The organism is Devosia pacifica, from assembly GCF_014652635.1.
GTDB classification, from domain to species: Bacteria; Pseudomonadota; Alphaproteobacteria; order Rhizobiales; family Devosiaceae; genus Devosia; species Devosia pacifica.
Genome location: NZ_BMZE01000001.1, coordinates 471,056 through 484,710 on the forward strand (window position 1 = coordinate 471,056; position 13,655 = coordinate 484,710).

Annotated in this window: 15 protein-coding genes; 8 read left to right on the forward strand and 7 right to left on the reverse strand. The window is 58.7% G+C overall.

What is annotated here, in order from left to right; translation table 11 throughout:
- Positions 1 to 50: 50 nt before the first annotated feature.
- Complete coding sequence (gene tdh / locus IE127_RS02305) at positions 51 to 1,076, reverse strand: L-threonine 3-dehydrogenase (RefSeq protein ID WP_189422948.1); 1,026 nt, start codon at positions 1,074 to 1,076, stop codon at positions 51 to 53.
- Positions 1,077 to 1,087: 11 nt separating this feature from the next.
- Positions 1,088 to 2,290 carry a glycine C-acetyltransferase gene (locus IE127_RS02310; protein WP_189422950.1) on the reverse strand — a complete coding sequence of 401 codons (1,203 nt, stop codon included), beginning with the start codon at positions 2,288 to 2,290 and terminating at the stop codon, positions 1,088 to 1,090.
- A 238-nt stretch (positions 2,291 to 2,528) separates the two neighbouring features.
- On the opposite strand from IE127_RS02310, the gene IE127_RS02315 reads away from it, so the two are divergent.
- On the forward strand, positions 2,529 to 2,768 hold the full coding sequence (locus IE127_RS02315; protein WP_189422952.1) for a helix-turn-helix domain-containing protein: 240 nt from the start codon (positions 2,529 to 2,531) through the stop codon (positions 2,766 to 2,768).
- Between the two features lie 32 nt (positions 2,769 to 2,800).
- On the opposite strand, the gene IE127_RS02320 is transcribed toward IE127_RS02315, so the two are convergent.
- Complete coding sequence (locus tag IE127_RS02320) at positions 2,801 to 3,853, reverse strand: DUF4214 domain-containing protein (RefSeq protein WP_189422954.1); 1,053 nt, start codon at positions 3,851 to 3,853, stop codon at positions 2,801 to 2,803.
- 172 nt (positions 3,854 to 4,025) lie between these two features.
- On the opposite strand from IE127_RS02320, the gene IE127_RS02325 reads away from it, so the two are divergent.
- From IE127_RS02325 to IE127_RS02340, 4 genes are all read left to right on the forward strand, one after another.
- Positions 4,026 to 4,505 carry a DUF421 domain-containing protein gene (locus IE127_RS02325; RefSeq protein WP_244639881.1) on the forward strand — a complete coding sequence of 160 codons (480 nt, stop codon included), beginning with the start codon at positions 4,026 to 4,028 and terminating at the stop codon, positions 4,503 to 4,505.
- Positions 4,506 to 4,567: 62 nt separating this feature from the next.
- Positions 4,568 to 5,227, forward strand: a complete 660-nt coding sequence (locus tag IE127_RS02330) for a class I SAM-dependent methyltransferase (protein WP_244639883.1) — start codon at positions 4,568 to 4,570, stop codon at positions 5,225 to 5,227.
- 29 nt (positions 5,228 to 5,256) lie between these two features.
- Complete coding sequence (locus IE127_RS02335) at positions 5,257 to 5,784, forward strand: AAA family ATPase (protein WP_189422956.1); 528 nt, start codon at positions 5,257 to 5,259, stop codon at positions 5,782 to 5,784.
- Between the two features lie 133 nt (positions 5,785 to 5,917).
- Entirely contained in the window at positions 5,918 to 6,325 is a 408-nt protein-coding gene (locus IE127_RS02340) for a VOC family protein (RefSeq protein WP_189422957.1), read from the forward strand.
- A gap of 264 nt (positions 6,326 to 6,589) precedes the next feature.
- Here the strand turns inward: IE127_RS02340 and IE127_RS02345 are convergent, their stop codons facing one another.
- The 3 genes from IE127_RS02345 to IE127_RS02355 are packed head-to-tail and all read right to left on the reverse strand — an operon-like array spanning position 6,590 to position 8,015.
- Positions 6,590 to 6,940 (reverse strand): hypothetical protein, encoded by a 351-nt coding sequence (locus IE127_RS02345; RefSeq protein ID WP_189422958.1) that lies wholly within the window; start codon positions 6,938 to 6,940, stop codon positions 6,590 to 6,592.
- Positions 6,937 to 7,173, reverse strand: coding sequence for a hypothetical protein (locus IE127_RS02350; protein ID WP_189422959.1), 237 nt, complete (start codon positions 7,171 to 7,173; stop codon positions 6,937 to 6,939). Before IE127_RS02350 ends, IE127_RS02345 begins: the two co-directional genes overlap by 4 nt.
- The gene (locus IE127_RS02355) at positions 7,173 to 8,015 is read right to left on the reverse strand and encodes an ORF6N domain-containing protein (protein ID WP_189422960.1); all 843 of its coding nucleotides are present in this window, start codon (positions 8,013 to 8,015) and stop codon (positions 7,173 to 7,175) included. The genes IE127_RS02350 and IE127_RS02355 overlap by 1 nt, the downstream gene beginning before the upstream one ends.
- Positions 8,016 to 8,368: 353 nt before the next feature.
- On the opposite strand from IE127_RS02355, the gene IE127_RS02360 reads away from it, so the two are divergent.
- Together IE127_RS02360 and IE127_RS02365 are read left to right on the forward strand one after the other, a co-directional pair.
- A complete protein-coding gene (locus IE127_RS02360; protein ID WP_189422961.1) occupies positions 8,369 to 8,896 on the forward strand; it encodes a hypothetical protein in 528 nt (175 codons plus the stop codon).
- 193 nt (positions 8,897 to 9,089) lie between these two features.
- Positions 9,090 to 9,536: a hypothetical protein gene (locus IE127_RS02365; protein ID WP_189422962.1), complete on the forward strand. Its 447-nt coding sequence runs from the start codon at positions 9,090 to 9,092 to the stop codon at positions 9,534 to 9,536.
- 18 nt (positions 9,537 to 9,554) lie between these two features.
- Here IE127_RS02365 and IE127_RS02370 read toward each other — a convergent pair whose 3' ends face one another.
- A complete protein-coding gene (locus tag IE127_RS02370; protein ID WP_189422964.1) occupies positions 9,555 to 9,761 on the reverse strand; it encodes a hypothetical protein in 207 nt (68 codons plus the stop codon).
- A 768-nt stretch (positions 9,762 to 10,529) separates the two neighbouring features.
- Between IE127_RS02370 and IE127_RS02375 the strand changes: the two genes are divergently transcribed.
- Positions 10,530 to 13,619 (forward strand): Eco57I restriction-modification methylase domain-containing protein, encoded by a 3,090-nt coding sequence (locus IE127_RS02375; RefSeq protein ID WP_189422966.1) that lies wholly within the window; start codon positions 10,530 to 10,532, stop codon positions 13,617 to 13,619.
- Positions 13,620 to 13,655 lie beyond the last annotated feature (36 nt).

Below are 13,655 nucleotides of genomic sequence, written 5' to 3' on the forward strand. Positions count from 1 at the left end.
CCTCCTATTGAGTTGGCTCTCACCTTCAACGCCGCTCAGGCGTCCGCCGATCATTGCCAATCGAGAACGATCTTTCCTTCGCCACCAGCCGCAGCCGATTCGAAGGCTTTCTGGTAGTCAGCTGCCGGCATGCGGCTGGTGATGACACCACGTATGTCGAGGCCGCTTTCCAGCATCGCCAACATCTTGTGCCAGGTCTCGAACATCTCGCGCCCGTAAATACCCTTGAGGGTAATCATCCGGAACACCACTTTGCCGAGATCGAATGGGAAAGGTTGCGCGGGGATGCCTAGTAGCGCGATGCGACCGCCCATGACGGTGTGAGCGATCATCTCGTCGAGCGCGGCAGGTGCGCCGCTCATTTCGAGCCCGACGTCAAACCCCTCTTTCATCCCGAGCCGGCTCATGACGTCACGCAGCTCTGTCTCCGCAACATTCACCGGCACCACGTCTGCCACTTTGCCCGCCAGCTCCAGCCGCTGCGGATTGACGTCTGTAATCACCACATGACGCGCCCCGACATGCCGCGCGACAGCCGCGCCCATGATGCCGATCGGCCCGGCACCGGTAATCAGCACGTCCTCGCCGACGATGTCGAACGCGAGGGCCGTGTGAACAGCATTGCCCAGAGGATCGAGAATTGCGCCGAGTTCATCGTCGATGCTGTCGGGCAAAGGCACCGCATTAAAGGCCGGGAGAGCGAGATACTCGGCAAAGGCTCCGGGCAGATTGACACCGATACCGCGCGTTTCAGGATCGAGATGAAACTTGCCCGCACGGCTGGCGCGACTGTTCATTCCCACCACATGCCCTTCTCCGGACACACGCTGCCCTATGGCCAGGTCTTTGACGTCGCTGCCGACCTCGACGATCTCTCCGGCAAACTCGTGTCCGACGACCATCGGCACCGGCACGGTGTTCTGGGCCCAAGCGTCCCATTTGTAGATGTGCACGTCGGTTCCGCAGATGCCGGTCTTGTGGACCCGCACCAGGACTTCCTTGGGTCCGATTTCGGGCCGGGCACGCTCTTCCATCCAGATGCCCTGCTCGGGCTTTGCTTTGACCAATGCACGCATGACAAGCGCTCCTAGATGACCTTGAGGGCTTTGCCGGCATCGACAAACGCATCAAGCGCGGCATCGACGTCCGTCTCGGAAAGGGCGGCAGACATCTGCGTGCGGATACGCGCCCTGCCCTTTGGCACCACCGGATAGAAGAAGCCGGCAACGAAGACGCCTCGCCTGTCGAGCTCCTGCGCCATGCGCTGCGCCAACTCGGCCTCCTCGAGCATCACCGGAATAATCGGCGTGCGGCCTGGGATCAGCGTGAACCCAGCATCCTCAAGGCCTTGACGAAACTTCTTGCTGAGCCGCTGTAACTTTTCGCGCAGATCGTCTGCCTGCTCCGCCAGGTCGACGGCCTTCAGGGCTCCGGCAGTCAGAGCAGGCGAGAGAGCATTTGAGAACAGGTAGGGACGAGCCCGCTGGCGCAGGAGATCGATCACCGCCTGCGGCCCCGTGATGAACCCGCCCATCGCGCCGCCGAGGGTCTTGCCGAGCGTCCCCGTGATGATGTCGACCTTACTACCGGCGCCGGTGAGTGTCGGCGTGCCGCGCCCTCCTTCACCGAGATGGCCGGTAGCGTGGCAATCGTCGACGACGACCATCGCGCCATAGCGTTCCGCCAGATCCGCCATCTCCGGCAACTGCGCGACGTGGCCATCCATCGAGAAGACCCCGTCAGTCACGATGAGCTTGAACCGAGCGCCGGCAGCGTCCGCTTCCTTCAGCCGCGCTTCGAGCTCATCCATGTCGTTGTTGGCGTACCGGAAGCGCTTCGCCTTCGACAGGCGAACGCCGTCGATGATGGAAGCATGGTTCAGGGAATCGGAAATGACTGCATCCTCCGCCTCAAGCAGCGTCTCGAAGATCGCGCCGTTGGCGTCGAAACACGCGGCGAAGAGAATCGCGTCATCTTTTTCCAGGTAATCTGCAATGCGCCGCTCCAGCGCACGATGAAGGTCTTGCGTGCCGCAGATAAAGCGCACCGAGGCCATTCCGTAGCCGTGGGAGTCCATGCCCGCCTTGGCCGCAGCCGCAATCTCGGGATGGTTCGCGAGGCCGAGATAGTTATTGGCGCACAGATTGATCGCCTGGCGCTCTCCGTGCTCGCTCTTGAAGCTGATGCGCCCATCCTGTGCGCTGGTTATCTGGCGCTCGCGCTTGTAAAGGCCATCGGCCTCGATCTGCGCCAGGATTTCCCTCGCATGATCCTCAAACTTGCCGAGCATGCCCATCTCCATCAACTGATCCGGTTCTGAGCGGTCAGCGGTATCGGGTTCGCCGTCAACAGTCGAGTGCAGATAGACGGGCAGCTGTCATGAGGTGCGTGAAAGGCAGCCGTACGGTTGTTGGCGCTGCTCCAGGGCGTCACTGTCCGCGATGCTTGGGTCAGCAAGACCCTTTCCTCGTGAACCTTTCCTGCTTTGCAGGCTTTCTCGTAGCAAAAGCACCACGAGGAGCCTGAACATGCCAACACCCATCAACCCCGCTGACCGTGTACCGAAGGGCGATCACAATCGCCGCCTCGACCTTGGTCTTGAGCTTGAGCAACTGGCTGCAGAGGCGGGTGTGACGCCTGACCAACTCCACGAATACGAGACGACCAGCCCCGATCATGACTTCGACACAAGCGTTGCCGAGCGCGTCGGGGCGGCGCTGGAACGGCTGGAAGCCAACCCGCCGTCATCCCAGAGCGTCAAGACCTGATCAGAAGACTAGGCGCCACCGTCGAAGATTGGCTATGTGAGCCATATTCCGTCAGCGATCGCTCCCGCAACATTCGCAACGTTTTCGTCGCTTTCGGAAAAACTCGCCAAGGTCCTGGCGCGGTCATAAGCGCCACTATCAAGCTGTTCGTTCCACCATTGTGTGCCTTCAGCCTCGCCTTCTCTGCCGAGAACGTTGCGATAGAGCAAATCGACAAATTCCGCGTTGCTCGGGCTGGCCCCGTATAGCGCGATAAATTCCTGCGAAATCAGGAAGCGCGTCGAGACATCATAAAGCGACATGCCTCCATCCATTTCGCCAATCCAGAAGGAAAGTCCCTCAGCGTCCGGCGTGCGATCGAACGCGGCCTGGTAGATGCGGTAGCCCTGCCCCGCCGTTCCCGAGATATCGAACGCCAGAACCCCGTCGTTGAACGCCACGCGTTCATAGTCGGACAGCGTCACCGAAATCGTGCCGGTCGTAATGATGATGGTTTTGTCGGACGTTTCTATCGTCGCCGCGCCACGGCCGGCATCCAGCGTATAGATATCGAGGCCGGGCGTTCCGGTAATCACGCCGGACGGTCCAGTATCGGGATCCGTCTCGTGTCCGAACCAGACATGGGCGATGCCCTTATACATGCCGATACCAATCGCAAGCCATGGATCGTCCCATGGCCCCTGATTTGTGAGAACATCATTGTGCGGGGGTGAACCCTGCCAGTTTTGCAGGGCACGCTCCGGAGACATCTCGTACGAGGCTATGTTGCCGGTATACCCGGTGCTGATCTCGTAGCCATTCCCGGGATAGTCGGTCTGCAGCCGCTGCGGCGCATACCAGATGGTCCCGTAAGTGGCAGGATTGGAGGGATCGTAAGGCGCGTCGCTCCACGAATGACCAGAATACGTTCCGACATTCTCTACCGTATCAAGCGCATGCCGTGCTGCGACGGTAGACAAGGCCTCGGAAAGCGGAACCGACGCCAGCCCAAGCGTCGCCCTATAATCCATGATCAGGTTGTAGAGCTCCAACTCCTTGGCATTAATAGCGTCTTGCGAGCTATCAGTTCTGTAATCAACTGCCATAGTGTCCCCCCGATCAATATTCCCGGGATGATAAGCTTTCAAAGCTACGCTTTACAATCGAAAGTCGCCTCCAGCTCTGAATCACGCGGACTAACCTGCGCGATCTGCGGAGCCTAATGCCGCCGAGACTCATTGGATCAATTAGCATTTTACTGAGACAGAAGAGGCGCTGGTGGACTTCTCCGAGATGTTTTTCCAGAACTGGAGCGGAATTGTCCGCACCCTCATTGTCGGGGTGCTGGCATATTTGACGCTGGTTCTATTCCTGCGGATTTCCGGCAAGCGCACCCTGGCCAAGCTGAACGCGTTCGATCTGGTTGTGACGGTCGCACTTGGCTCCACGCTGTCAGCGATCCTCTTGCAGGAATCCATCGCTTTAGCCGAAGGCGCTTTGGCGCTGGCGCTGCTAATCTCGCTGCAATTCCTGGTGACCTTCATATCCGTTCGGTCGCGACCGTTCGCGCATGTGATGCGCTCTGATCCGACCCTGCTGGCGCACAAGGGCGAATACTGCGCCGGCGCATTGAAACGTGAGCGCGTCACCTTGGAGGAAGCCGAGAGCGCGCTGCGTGCCGGCGGCGCTCAGGAGGTCTCTGCGGTACAATCCATGGTTCTCGAAAGCGACGGCACCATCAGCGTAGTATTGAAGTAGCATCAAAGATTGACATGGTGCCTCAATTTGTATCAGTTGATGATACAAATTGAGGCACGAGCATGTCTGATCATCTCACTTCTGGTTATATCGCTAATGCGCGTCGGCAGGTGCCGGGTCTCGAGGCACTTCACCGAATGACCGCACTGCTGCTGCAGGAGACGGTTCCTGCAAGCGCCCGCCTCCTCGTTCTGGGCGCCGGCGGCGGTATGGAAACCAAGGCGCTTGCCGAAACGTCACCTGGCTGGCGCTTTGATGGTGTCGATCCTTCCACGGATATGCTTGCCCTCGCACGGCAGACGTTGCACGAGTTTGGTCCGCGGATGTCGCTGCACGAAGGCTCCATTTCTGCCGCACCTGACGGGCCGTTCGACGCGGCGGTCAGTCTTCTGACCTTTCATTTCATCGCGCCCCCCGAACGGCTCGAAACGCTGCGCCAAATGCGGGCAAGGATGAGACGGGGCGCTCCCCTGATCCTTGCGCATATCAGTTTTGCGCAGTCCGAACCTGAGCGGGCGAAGTGGATTGCAAGGCATGTCGCTTACGGCCTGGGCCCGAGCGCTGACCCGGCAAAAGCCGAAGAGTCGCGACGCGCCATCGCCACGCGATTGCACGTACTGTCTCCGTCAGACGAAGAAGCTATGCTTGCCGAAGCCGGTTTTTCCGGCATCGAGCTATTCTACTGTGCCTTGAGCTTCAGAGGGTGGGTGGCGTACGCCTAGCTCGTAATCGAACAGACAAAGTCAGCAGAATGGGCGTTCGCAACTATCTGATCGAAGGCGTTTCCGGTACTGGCAAGACCTCGGTCTGTCACGAATTGCGTCGACGTGGGTATCAGGCTTTGAATGGCGACCGCGACCTCGCCTACAAGGGAGATCCGGCAACCGGAAAGCCCATCCTCAACGTTCCGGATGGTCAGGGCCACTACTATCATCTTTGGGATGTCACCAAGGTAGCGGACATCGCCGCGGACACCTCTGCGCCGGCAACGTTCTTTTGTGGAGGCTCGCGAAATTTCCCCCAGTTCATCGACCTCTTCGACCGTGTGTTTGTGCTTGATGTCGACGCAGAAACCCTGCGTCAGCGGCTGGAGCAAAGACCTAAAGACGAATGGGGCAGTCACCCAGAAGAGCGTGACTTCATAATGCGCCTGCATGCCAGCCGTGAGGATATACCGACCGACTCGATCACCATCGACGCGACAAGGCCGCTGAGCGACGTGGTCGACACAATACTGAGTTATTGCACGCTGTCGCAGAGACCCCCGTCAATCGCCTAGAAGCTCTCCACTTCCGGCTGCTGTTCGCCCTGGCTTTCTGATGGCCGACCGCAAAGATGGTGTGGGCTGGCCGGGGTATTGCGTACGGTTAGCTTGTCGCTACAACTGAACCGCCCCACGGAGGGATCAGGCAATGCCCACTTCGATTTTCATCAACGTGCCCATTCGGGATCTTGCAGCCTCGATGGCTTACTACAAGGCCCTCGGCTTCGATCACAATCCCCAGTTTACGGACGAGACGGCGGCGTCGATCGTGATCAGCGACACCATTTACCTGATGGTGCTCACCCACGAGAAGTTCAAACAGTTTTCGCCATTGCCAATCCCTGACCCCAAAGAGCAAACTCAGGCTCTATACGCCCTGTCCCGCGAAAGCCGCGAAGCTGTTGACGAAATCGCTGATGCGGGCATCGCCGCCGGTGGCACCGAGATACGCGATCCGCAGGACCATGGATTCATGTACGTCCGGGCGGTTGCCGATATTGACGGGCATGTCTGGGAATACGTCTACATGGACATGAGCCAGTTTCCCTCCGCATAAGATCTCGGGAGGTGACCATGCCGAAGCTCACGCAAGGTTGCGTTTGCGGGGCGATTTCAGAATGGCTTGGGAGCGGATGACCGGCGCAATCAAGGGAAAGCGGTAGTCTATTGGAGCGGGTAGCGGGAATCGAACCCGCATATTCAGCTTGGAAGGCTGCTAGGTAGTCAATGATTTCAATGACGTGTTCCAACTAAAATGAGCGCCGATCTGCTATTGGTCGGCGCCCGTTCACCGTTGTTCCAGTTCCTCAGGCCGCGGTTTTCAGGCTGCCCTTTGCTCGGTTACCAGCTGCACGATGGCTTCAATTGGATCACCCGCCGGGCCGTGATGTGTCATGTCCCGAATAAGCAACCGTAGACGCCGATCCTCATCAGCGCGCTCAGAAAAACGCCGAATCCTGAGTGCTCCCATCAGTTCATCTAGAACGGACGCGCACCAACCCTCGCCCAGTTCGACGATGAAGTCAGCGCCGGCGTAGTACTGTGAGCCATCATACGCGCGTGGCTGGTTCTGGAGCCACAGAGCTGCCTCTGCCACCTGGCGGATACCATCATAGGCAAGCTCGAAGTCGAGGATCGACCAGTCGGTCATATCGAGAGATTCGGGCGTCATGCTGTGCCCTCACTTCCACGGAGAGAAAGGGGCATCGACCGCTTCAGGCGTTCGAGCCCCTTCGGCGTCACCAGAATGCGCGTCCCCCTCCCCATTGAGCCATCGGGGTATTGCAACACAACATCCTGATTGATCATGAAGCCTGCGCGAACTGCCTTGCGGCCGGCGCGGTGGTGATAGTTCTCGCCGTCGGTGAGGCCGACACCATCAAAGGTCACAACGATCGTTTCCACTATACGACCTCCCGAGCGACCAATTCGCGAACAATGGTGATCATGCTGGTCGGCCATTTCAGCTGACGGGCGGAGCCGGTGACGTCATGGGCCCGCTGCACCACGACCATCGTACCGCCATGCTGCTCACCCTTGGGCGTCGGCACCCAGTACGGCTTCCCCTTCTTGGTGCGCTTGCCCTCCTGAAAGCCATGGACCTGGAGAAGGTGGTTGACCTCGACGGCGTTGAGGCCGACCTCCTTGCCGATATCGGACGGGACGATGAGCGCGTCCTTCTGAGGCGCGATGACGTGCCGCTGGCCCATCGCCTCGAGCGTGTCGAAGCCGGTGGCACGCGCCGTCGCCTGATTGGCAGCGATGGCAGCTTCAGCGCCCTTGAGCCCGATCAGCGCCGCCATCTTGAGGTTCTGCGCGAACTGGAGACGGTGTTCTCGTGCGGCGCGGTAATCGCTGAAGTCGAGAGTGCCGGACCGCGCCTGCTCCACCATGAAGTAGCGGTCGACCATCTCGCCTTGCACCTTCCATGCCCGATCATCGTTCATGGGCTTGACCAGTTTGAGGTAACCGCGGCGAGTCAACAGGATGATCGGCTTGCGGTTGCCGCCCTTGGTCCGACGCACTACGTCGGACGAAAATGCATCGTACGGCGCTTCGACGAAGTCTTCGCCTTCGACAAAGCGCTCACGGTTTTCGCGAAAGGTTCTTCCCGCCGTTCCATCGACTCGTTGATGCACCCGGTCGACTATCGCGAATGTCACGACCGGCTCACCGCGATAGGCGATCTGACGCACCGTGGTACCGACGATTGCAATTTCGTGCAGATTGCCCTTATATTCAGGCATCATTTCCTCCATCCATTTCCGTGGGGTGGTTATGATCATGGCTCGGCGAGATTGCAGTCTCGGCCGGGCCTTTCTCGTTCTTGGCGTCAGCTTGGTAACGACCCTCGCGAACAAGGTGTCGGATAGCGGCGCTCCGAGAAGTCATCCCCAACGCCACACCAACTCTGTCAATCTTCTGTAGTTCTGACTGGTCGAAGAGGACTACCACTCGACAGGGCTTCGGGCGGTTCCTTCGATATGCAAGCATTCTGTTACCCTTAATGTGACAACGATTGTGACATTGCTCGTGCAATGGATCATTGTCAAGCAGGCGGCTACCACTGCCCACACCTGCGGTACAAATGGAGGGAACAATGGTTGATGATGATGAGGGCGGCCAAAAGCAGCCGGTGAAGGGTCGGCTTAAAGCTCAGGAAGGAATTCCCTATCCGCCCTCGCCGCCAGCACCTGTCGAAACGCAGCGCCGGGTTTACGCTCTGCCCGCCGACCTTGTAGAGCGGATAGTCGAGTACCAGAGGGAGAAGGGTTATCCTTCTGAGGTTGAAGCAGTTCGCCGGCTTCTCGACGACGCGTTGAAATCTCGGGATACCTTAGAGCGAATCATCAGCCGATTTTTGACTAGGCTGGGCGCTCAGCGAAGTGCTGTCGAAGTGTCACGGGACATCCTCGTCGGGCACCCGCTGGTCGGGTCCATGTCTTTCGAAGAAGATAAAGTCGACTTTTGGATGAAGGACGGTTGGAACGTTAAAATATCGGACGATGGGACAGTTCTGGTTTGGCCTCCAGGGGAAGCCAGCAAGCGCGGCGGTTTGGCTTGGTCGTGGGTGCCTGACGACGACAAATTCGGTCCCGGCACTATCACTGACGACATACCTTTCTAGGACGATAGCAGAAGTGAGCACCTCTTGCGCCCCTGACGCATCCGCGCGATCCTGCCGGCCAGGAAAGGAGCCATGTAGCCGTCAGCCACTATCTGGACCAGCGCACCGAGGTGAAGGGACGGACTGCAACGCAGGCTCTCTCGCTGTGGCGCAAGACCGCCAAGTACAGCGGGAACTGAAATAGGACAGTAGCGTGAGAGACATCGTCGAAGGACCGGACGGCCCCGAGGGGTCTGAGCCCATCGAGTTCTCGGAGTACGGTGTCCGCTTCGCGCTCCTCACCGAAGATGGCGACGTCGAGGACTTGGAGGACCACTACACGCTCGACATGTTCGGAGGCGTCCTGCCCAGCGTCGGCGATATCAAGGTCATGCTCTGGCCGCGCCGAGACCCCGGCGATGAAGACGCCTTTGAGGTCGTCCGGCGCTACTATGTCGGCGAGTTCAACGGTGACAACTGCTGGTGGATCCTGGTCAAGGCGGTGAAGCCAGGACCGACAGAATTGAAGCTGTTCGACATTACCCGTGCGGCATCTATCGAGAGCAAGCGTCAGAAGGTTGAGTTCATGAACAACAGCTATGAAGACCTGAAGCGTCTCCGCGAAGAATTGGACAAGCGCAAGAAGACGAAGAAGCGTTGATGAGGCGCGGCTCGCGTCCTACTTCGAACTCTGCCACTCCTTGATCTGTTCGCAGAGCCCCCACACGAATGAGTGCGCGAACAACTCCTCCTCAGATCCATCCGGAGTAAACGTGTAGATCGCGTCATTGATGTCGGACCAAGTGCCCAGATACTCGCCATCGGCGGTAAGGACCGAACCGTCATCCATTAGGTTGATCTCGAACTGCATCTTCGGTTGTTTCATCCTCGCATCCTTCCGCCCTTCTAGACTCCCGGAATGCAACAATCTCCGAAACCGAGATTGATATCGATCGCCCCTACCGCCTCAAAGACATTCTGCCATTGGCTTATCCGGGCGGCGAACTGACGGTGAACAGTCTGCGACTCGAGATCCGTCGAGGCAACCTAGAAGCCGAGTATGTTGCCGGGCGGCTTTACGTAACTATGCGGGTAATTCGGGAGAAGCGGCAGCGGTGCCGAAATACTGACAGGGTCAAGGGAGTACCTCGCTGAGCTTCAGACGGACATTCTACGCGTCGCGATTTGTCGGCAATGACGATAAAGCTTAGCGGTCGGTCCTAACCTTCAGCTGATAGGGATCGTTTCCGTATGTCCACTCGGTCCTGAACTTGTTGTCCCTGCCTTGGACAAGAACTTGAGGGTCGTGCCCATTGCGACCTGCCTCGTGCGCAACATCCACAGCAGATTTTATGCGAGTGCTCGCGTATTGTGCGGTCCGCAACGCTGCCTATTGAAGCTGATTTTCCGTTGCCCCTAACCCTGTCGCACCTTCACTGCGCAAACGGGGTGGATAGCTTCCAAACCGCTTCAGGTCGCGGAGCGCTGAAAGCATATCCTACACCAGCGCGATCTCCTAGTATAACGGCCATGATGGAGTTTGCTCAACGTTGATCTATCGATCGAGCACTGACTATATTTTGTTTTTCGACACCGTCGCTAACGCATAGATGAAGCGAATGCGAACGACTGCCGTTAGTACTGGATTCGCTACATGCCGTTATTCCATCCCCGTGCAATCACAAAAAAGCTGCGGAATATGGGTCCGATCCCAGCCACCCATGCGACTATCCTTTCAGCGTGGAGTCAGAGTCTTTCGGACGGTGTGTACGACCGAGAGACGTCGAACGATGGCGAATTTATTCAGCGCATTCTAGTCGATACCCTCGGCTATTCCGGCAGCAGTGCGGGGCCGACTTGGACCGTTGCGAAGAACCAGCCGGTCGGGACAGGGAACGTCGACGTAGCCCTCGGCCGGTTCGGGGCCGGAATAGATCCGAAGATCCTGGCACCGTTCGAGCTGAAGGGCGCCCGGATGAAGGATCTGGACGCCATGATGTCAGGGAGGAATAAGTCCCCCGTCCAGCAGGCGTGGGAATACGCAATGGACGCGAAGGGTGCCCAGTGGGTCATTGTTTCCAACTATCGCCAGATTCGCCTCTACGCCGTGGGATACGGACGAAAGGACTACGAAGCCTTCGATTTGGCTACGATGACGCGGCCGGAGAACTACCACCGCTTCATGCTGCTCCTGTCGGCCGAAAACTTGCTGTCCGGCGCGACGCTTGACCTCCTGAAGGAGAGTGATGCGACACAGAAGGAGATCACGAAGCAGCTCTACGCGGAGTACAAGAAGATCCGAACCGAACTGATTGAGGAAATCAGGTCATCGGATCCGGCCATCAAGTCGCTTTCGGCCGTCCGTATGGCGCAGACCATCCTGGATCGGGTGCTGTTCATCGCCTTCGCGGAGGATCGTGGACTGCTTCGGAAGGAAAGTTTGAAGGAAGCCTTCGAGACGAAGAACCCCTACAGCCCCCAGCCGGCTTGGGAGAACTTCAAAGGCCTCTTCAACTCGATCGACCAGGGCAACGAACGCCTCGGTATCCCCGGCTACAACGGCGGTCTCTTCGCGAAGGACGAAGACATCAACGCCCTCGCGATAAGCGAGAAAATGTGCGCCCGTTTTGCCGCCATGGGCGACTACGACTACGACAGTGAGGTGTCGGTCAACATCCTCGGCCACGTCTTCGAGCAGTCGATCTCCGACATCGAGGACCTGAAGAAGGAGCTCGACCCCGACTCCGCGCCTCCGCCTGAGGTCGGCTCGAAGCGGCGGACAGACGGCATCTTCTACACCCCGCCATTCATCACTCGCCACATCGTCGAGCAGACGGTCGGACGCTGGCTCGCCGAGAGGAAGGCGGAGCTCGGCTTCGACAAACTGGCGCCGCTCGCGGACGCCGACTACGCGTCCATCAGGATCCCAACGAGGGGTCGGAAGGTATCGAAGGTTGTTTTCAACGAGAACATCCGGAAGCACGTCGCCATCTGGGAGGCCTATAGGGACCGGTTATCGACGATTCGCGTCGTGGATCCCGCGTGCGGCTCAGGCGCCTTCCTGAATGAGGTCTTCGACCTACTGTACCGCGAGGGACAGACGATCAATCGGACGCTGGAGACCCTGTACGGGGGCCAGATCAACCTCTTCCGATGGGACACACATATTCTTGCAAATAACGTCTACGGCGTGGACATTAACAGCGAGTCCGTAGAGATCACCAAGCTCTCCCTGTGGCTGAAAACCGCCAACCGCAACGAGAAGCTCAGTTACCTCGATGACAACATCAAGACGGGAAACTCCCTCATCGACGACGCGTCTGTCGTAGGCGACAACGCTTTCGACTGGGAAGTTGAGTTTGAGGAGATCATGGAGGACGGAGGGTTCGATGTGGTGGTCGGCAATCCCCCCTACGTCGACTCGGAAGCGATGGTGAAGGCATGGACCCGCGAACGCGAGTTCATCACCCAGACCTACTCGCAGACTAGGGGGAACTGGGACCTGTACATCGCCTTCCTAGAGCTCGGCTGCGACCTGATGGCTCCCGGCGGCTACCTCTCCTACATCACGCCCGACAAGTGGATCTCGAAGGACTTCGGCACCGCGATGCGCAAGCGTATTGTGCCGGGTATCCTGTCGATTCTGCCGGTCGGTCGCGACGTCTTCGAGAGCGCGCTAGTGGATTCAATCATCACGACGATAGGCGATAAGCCGTCGGACGAGTTGCAGATCCACGATCTGATCGACGGCGAGATCGTAGTTTCCGGAAGAATTCCAAAGGCTGAACTCAATGGTGAGGATGGGTTCGACCGTCTTCTCTCCGTGCATCATGCCTTCCTGCGCAAGTTGGACAAAAAAGCCGCGAAGCGGCTCGGCGAGCTCGCGGAGACCGAGAACGCTTGCGCCACAGCCGACACGTACACCCTCGGCGGGATCATAGAGGACGCGGAATCCGTACATGGCTACGACCCGGCAAAGGACTACAGAATCGCCAACACCGGGACGCTCGACAAGTACGTCTTCCGTTGGGGCGCGAAGCCAATGCGCTACCTCAAGAACGACTACGAGTTCCCGATCGTCTCGAAAGCATCGTTCCGGGAGACTCTCGGCGCCACATACAATCGGCGGGCGGCATCGCCCAAGATCGTCATCAAGGGACTGACCCTCCTAGACGGAGCGATCGATCTCGACGGCTCCTACGTGCCCGGCAAGACCACGCTGGTGATCTGTTCAGACGACCTCGTCCTACTGAAGTGCCTGGCCGGCATTGTGAACAGCCAGATTGCGTCGTTCTACGTGAAGCAGAAGTACGCCAGCGCCAGCTACAACGGCGGCGTCAACTTCACCTCGGACATGATAAACTCGATCCCAGTTCCGAAGGGGATCAAGAAGCCTGTGATCGCTGCGCTTGTCGACCGCATTGTGGCTGGCCGGTCGAAGTTCGTGGAGACCACAGCCTCGTTGCATTCCCTGCTCCGGGCATCGGGCGGTGCGGCAAAGCTCGGGCGGAAGCTCGACGCGTGGCATGAACTGTCATCAGCAGAATTCCTTGCCGAGATAGTGAAGCGCGGTGTCCACGTCCCGATAAAGGAACGTCCGCAGTGGCTGGACGTCTTCGCCCGCCATAAAGCCCGAGTAGCCAAGGTCATGGCTTCCGCTGACGCCGCCGAGGCCGAGATCGACGAGACGCTGGCCACGGCATTTGGGCTCAGCCAAACAGAACGTGACATTATCGGCATCTAGGCCTTATGTCACTCCGCCCCGCGCCGCCCCGCATCC

What these genes read in the sequence shown, in the direction of transcription:
- IE127_RS02315 (WP_189422952.1), top strand. Translation starts at nt 2,529, where the DNA reads ATGCCAACACCCATCAACCCCGCTGACCGTGTACCGAAGGGCGATCAC.
- IE127_RS02360 (WP_189422961.1), top strand. Translation starts at nt 8,369, where the DNA reads ATGGTTGATGATGATGAGGGCGGCCAAAAGCAGCCGGTGAAGGGTCGG.
- IE127_RS02345 (WP_189422958.1), bottom strand. Translation starts at nt 6,940, where the DNA reads ATGACGCCCGAATCTCTCGATATGACCGACTGGTCGATCCTCGACTTC.
- tdh (WP_189422948.1), bottom strand. Translation starts at nt 1,076, where the DNA reads ATGCGTGCATTGGTCAAAGCAAAGCCCGAGCAGGGCATCTGGATGGAA.
- IE127_RS02340 (WP_189422957.1), top strand. Translation starts at nt 5,918, where the DNA reads ATGCCCACTTCGATTTTCATCAACGTGCCCATTCGGGATCTTGCAGCC.
- IE127_RS02370 (WP_189422964.1), bottom strand. Translation starts at nt 9,761, where the DNA reads ATGAAACAACCGAAGATGCAGTTCGAGATCAACCTAATGGATGACGGT.
- IE127_RS02335 (WP_189422956.1), top strand. Translation starts at nt 5,257, where the DNA reads ATGGGCGTTCGCAACTATCTGATCGAAGGCGTTTCCGGTACTGGCAAG.
- IE127_RS02310 (WP_189422950.1), bottom strand. Translation starts at nt 2,290, where the DNA reads ATGCTCGGCAAGTTTGAGGATCATGCGAGGGAAATCCTGGCGCAGATC.
- IE127_RS02330 (WP_244639883.1), top strand. Translation starts at nt 4,568, where the DNA reads ATGTCTGATCATCTCACTTCTGGTTATATCGCTAATGCGCGTCGGCAG.
- IE127_RS02375 (WP_189422966.1), top strand. Translation starts at nt 10,530, where the DNA reads ATGCCGTTATTCCATCCCCGTGCAATCACAAAAAAGCTGCGGAATATG.
- IE127_RS02320 (WP_189422954.1), bottom strand. Translation starts at nt 3,853, where the DNA reads ATGGCAGTTGATTACAGAACTGATAGCTCGCAAGACGCTATTAATGCC.
- IE127_RS02355 (WP_189422960.1), bottom strand. Translation starts at nt 8,015, where the DNA reads ATGCCTGAATATAAGGGCAATCTGCACGAAATTGCAATCGTCGGTACC.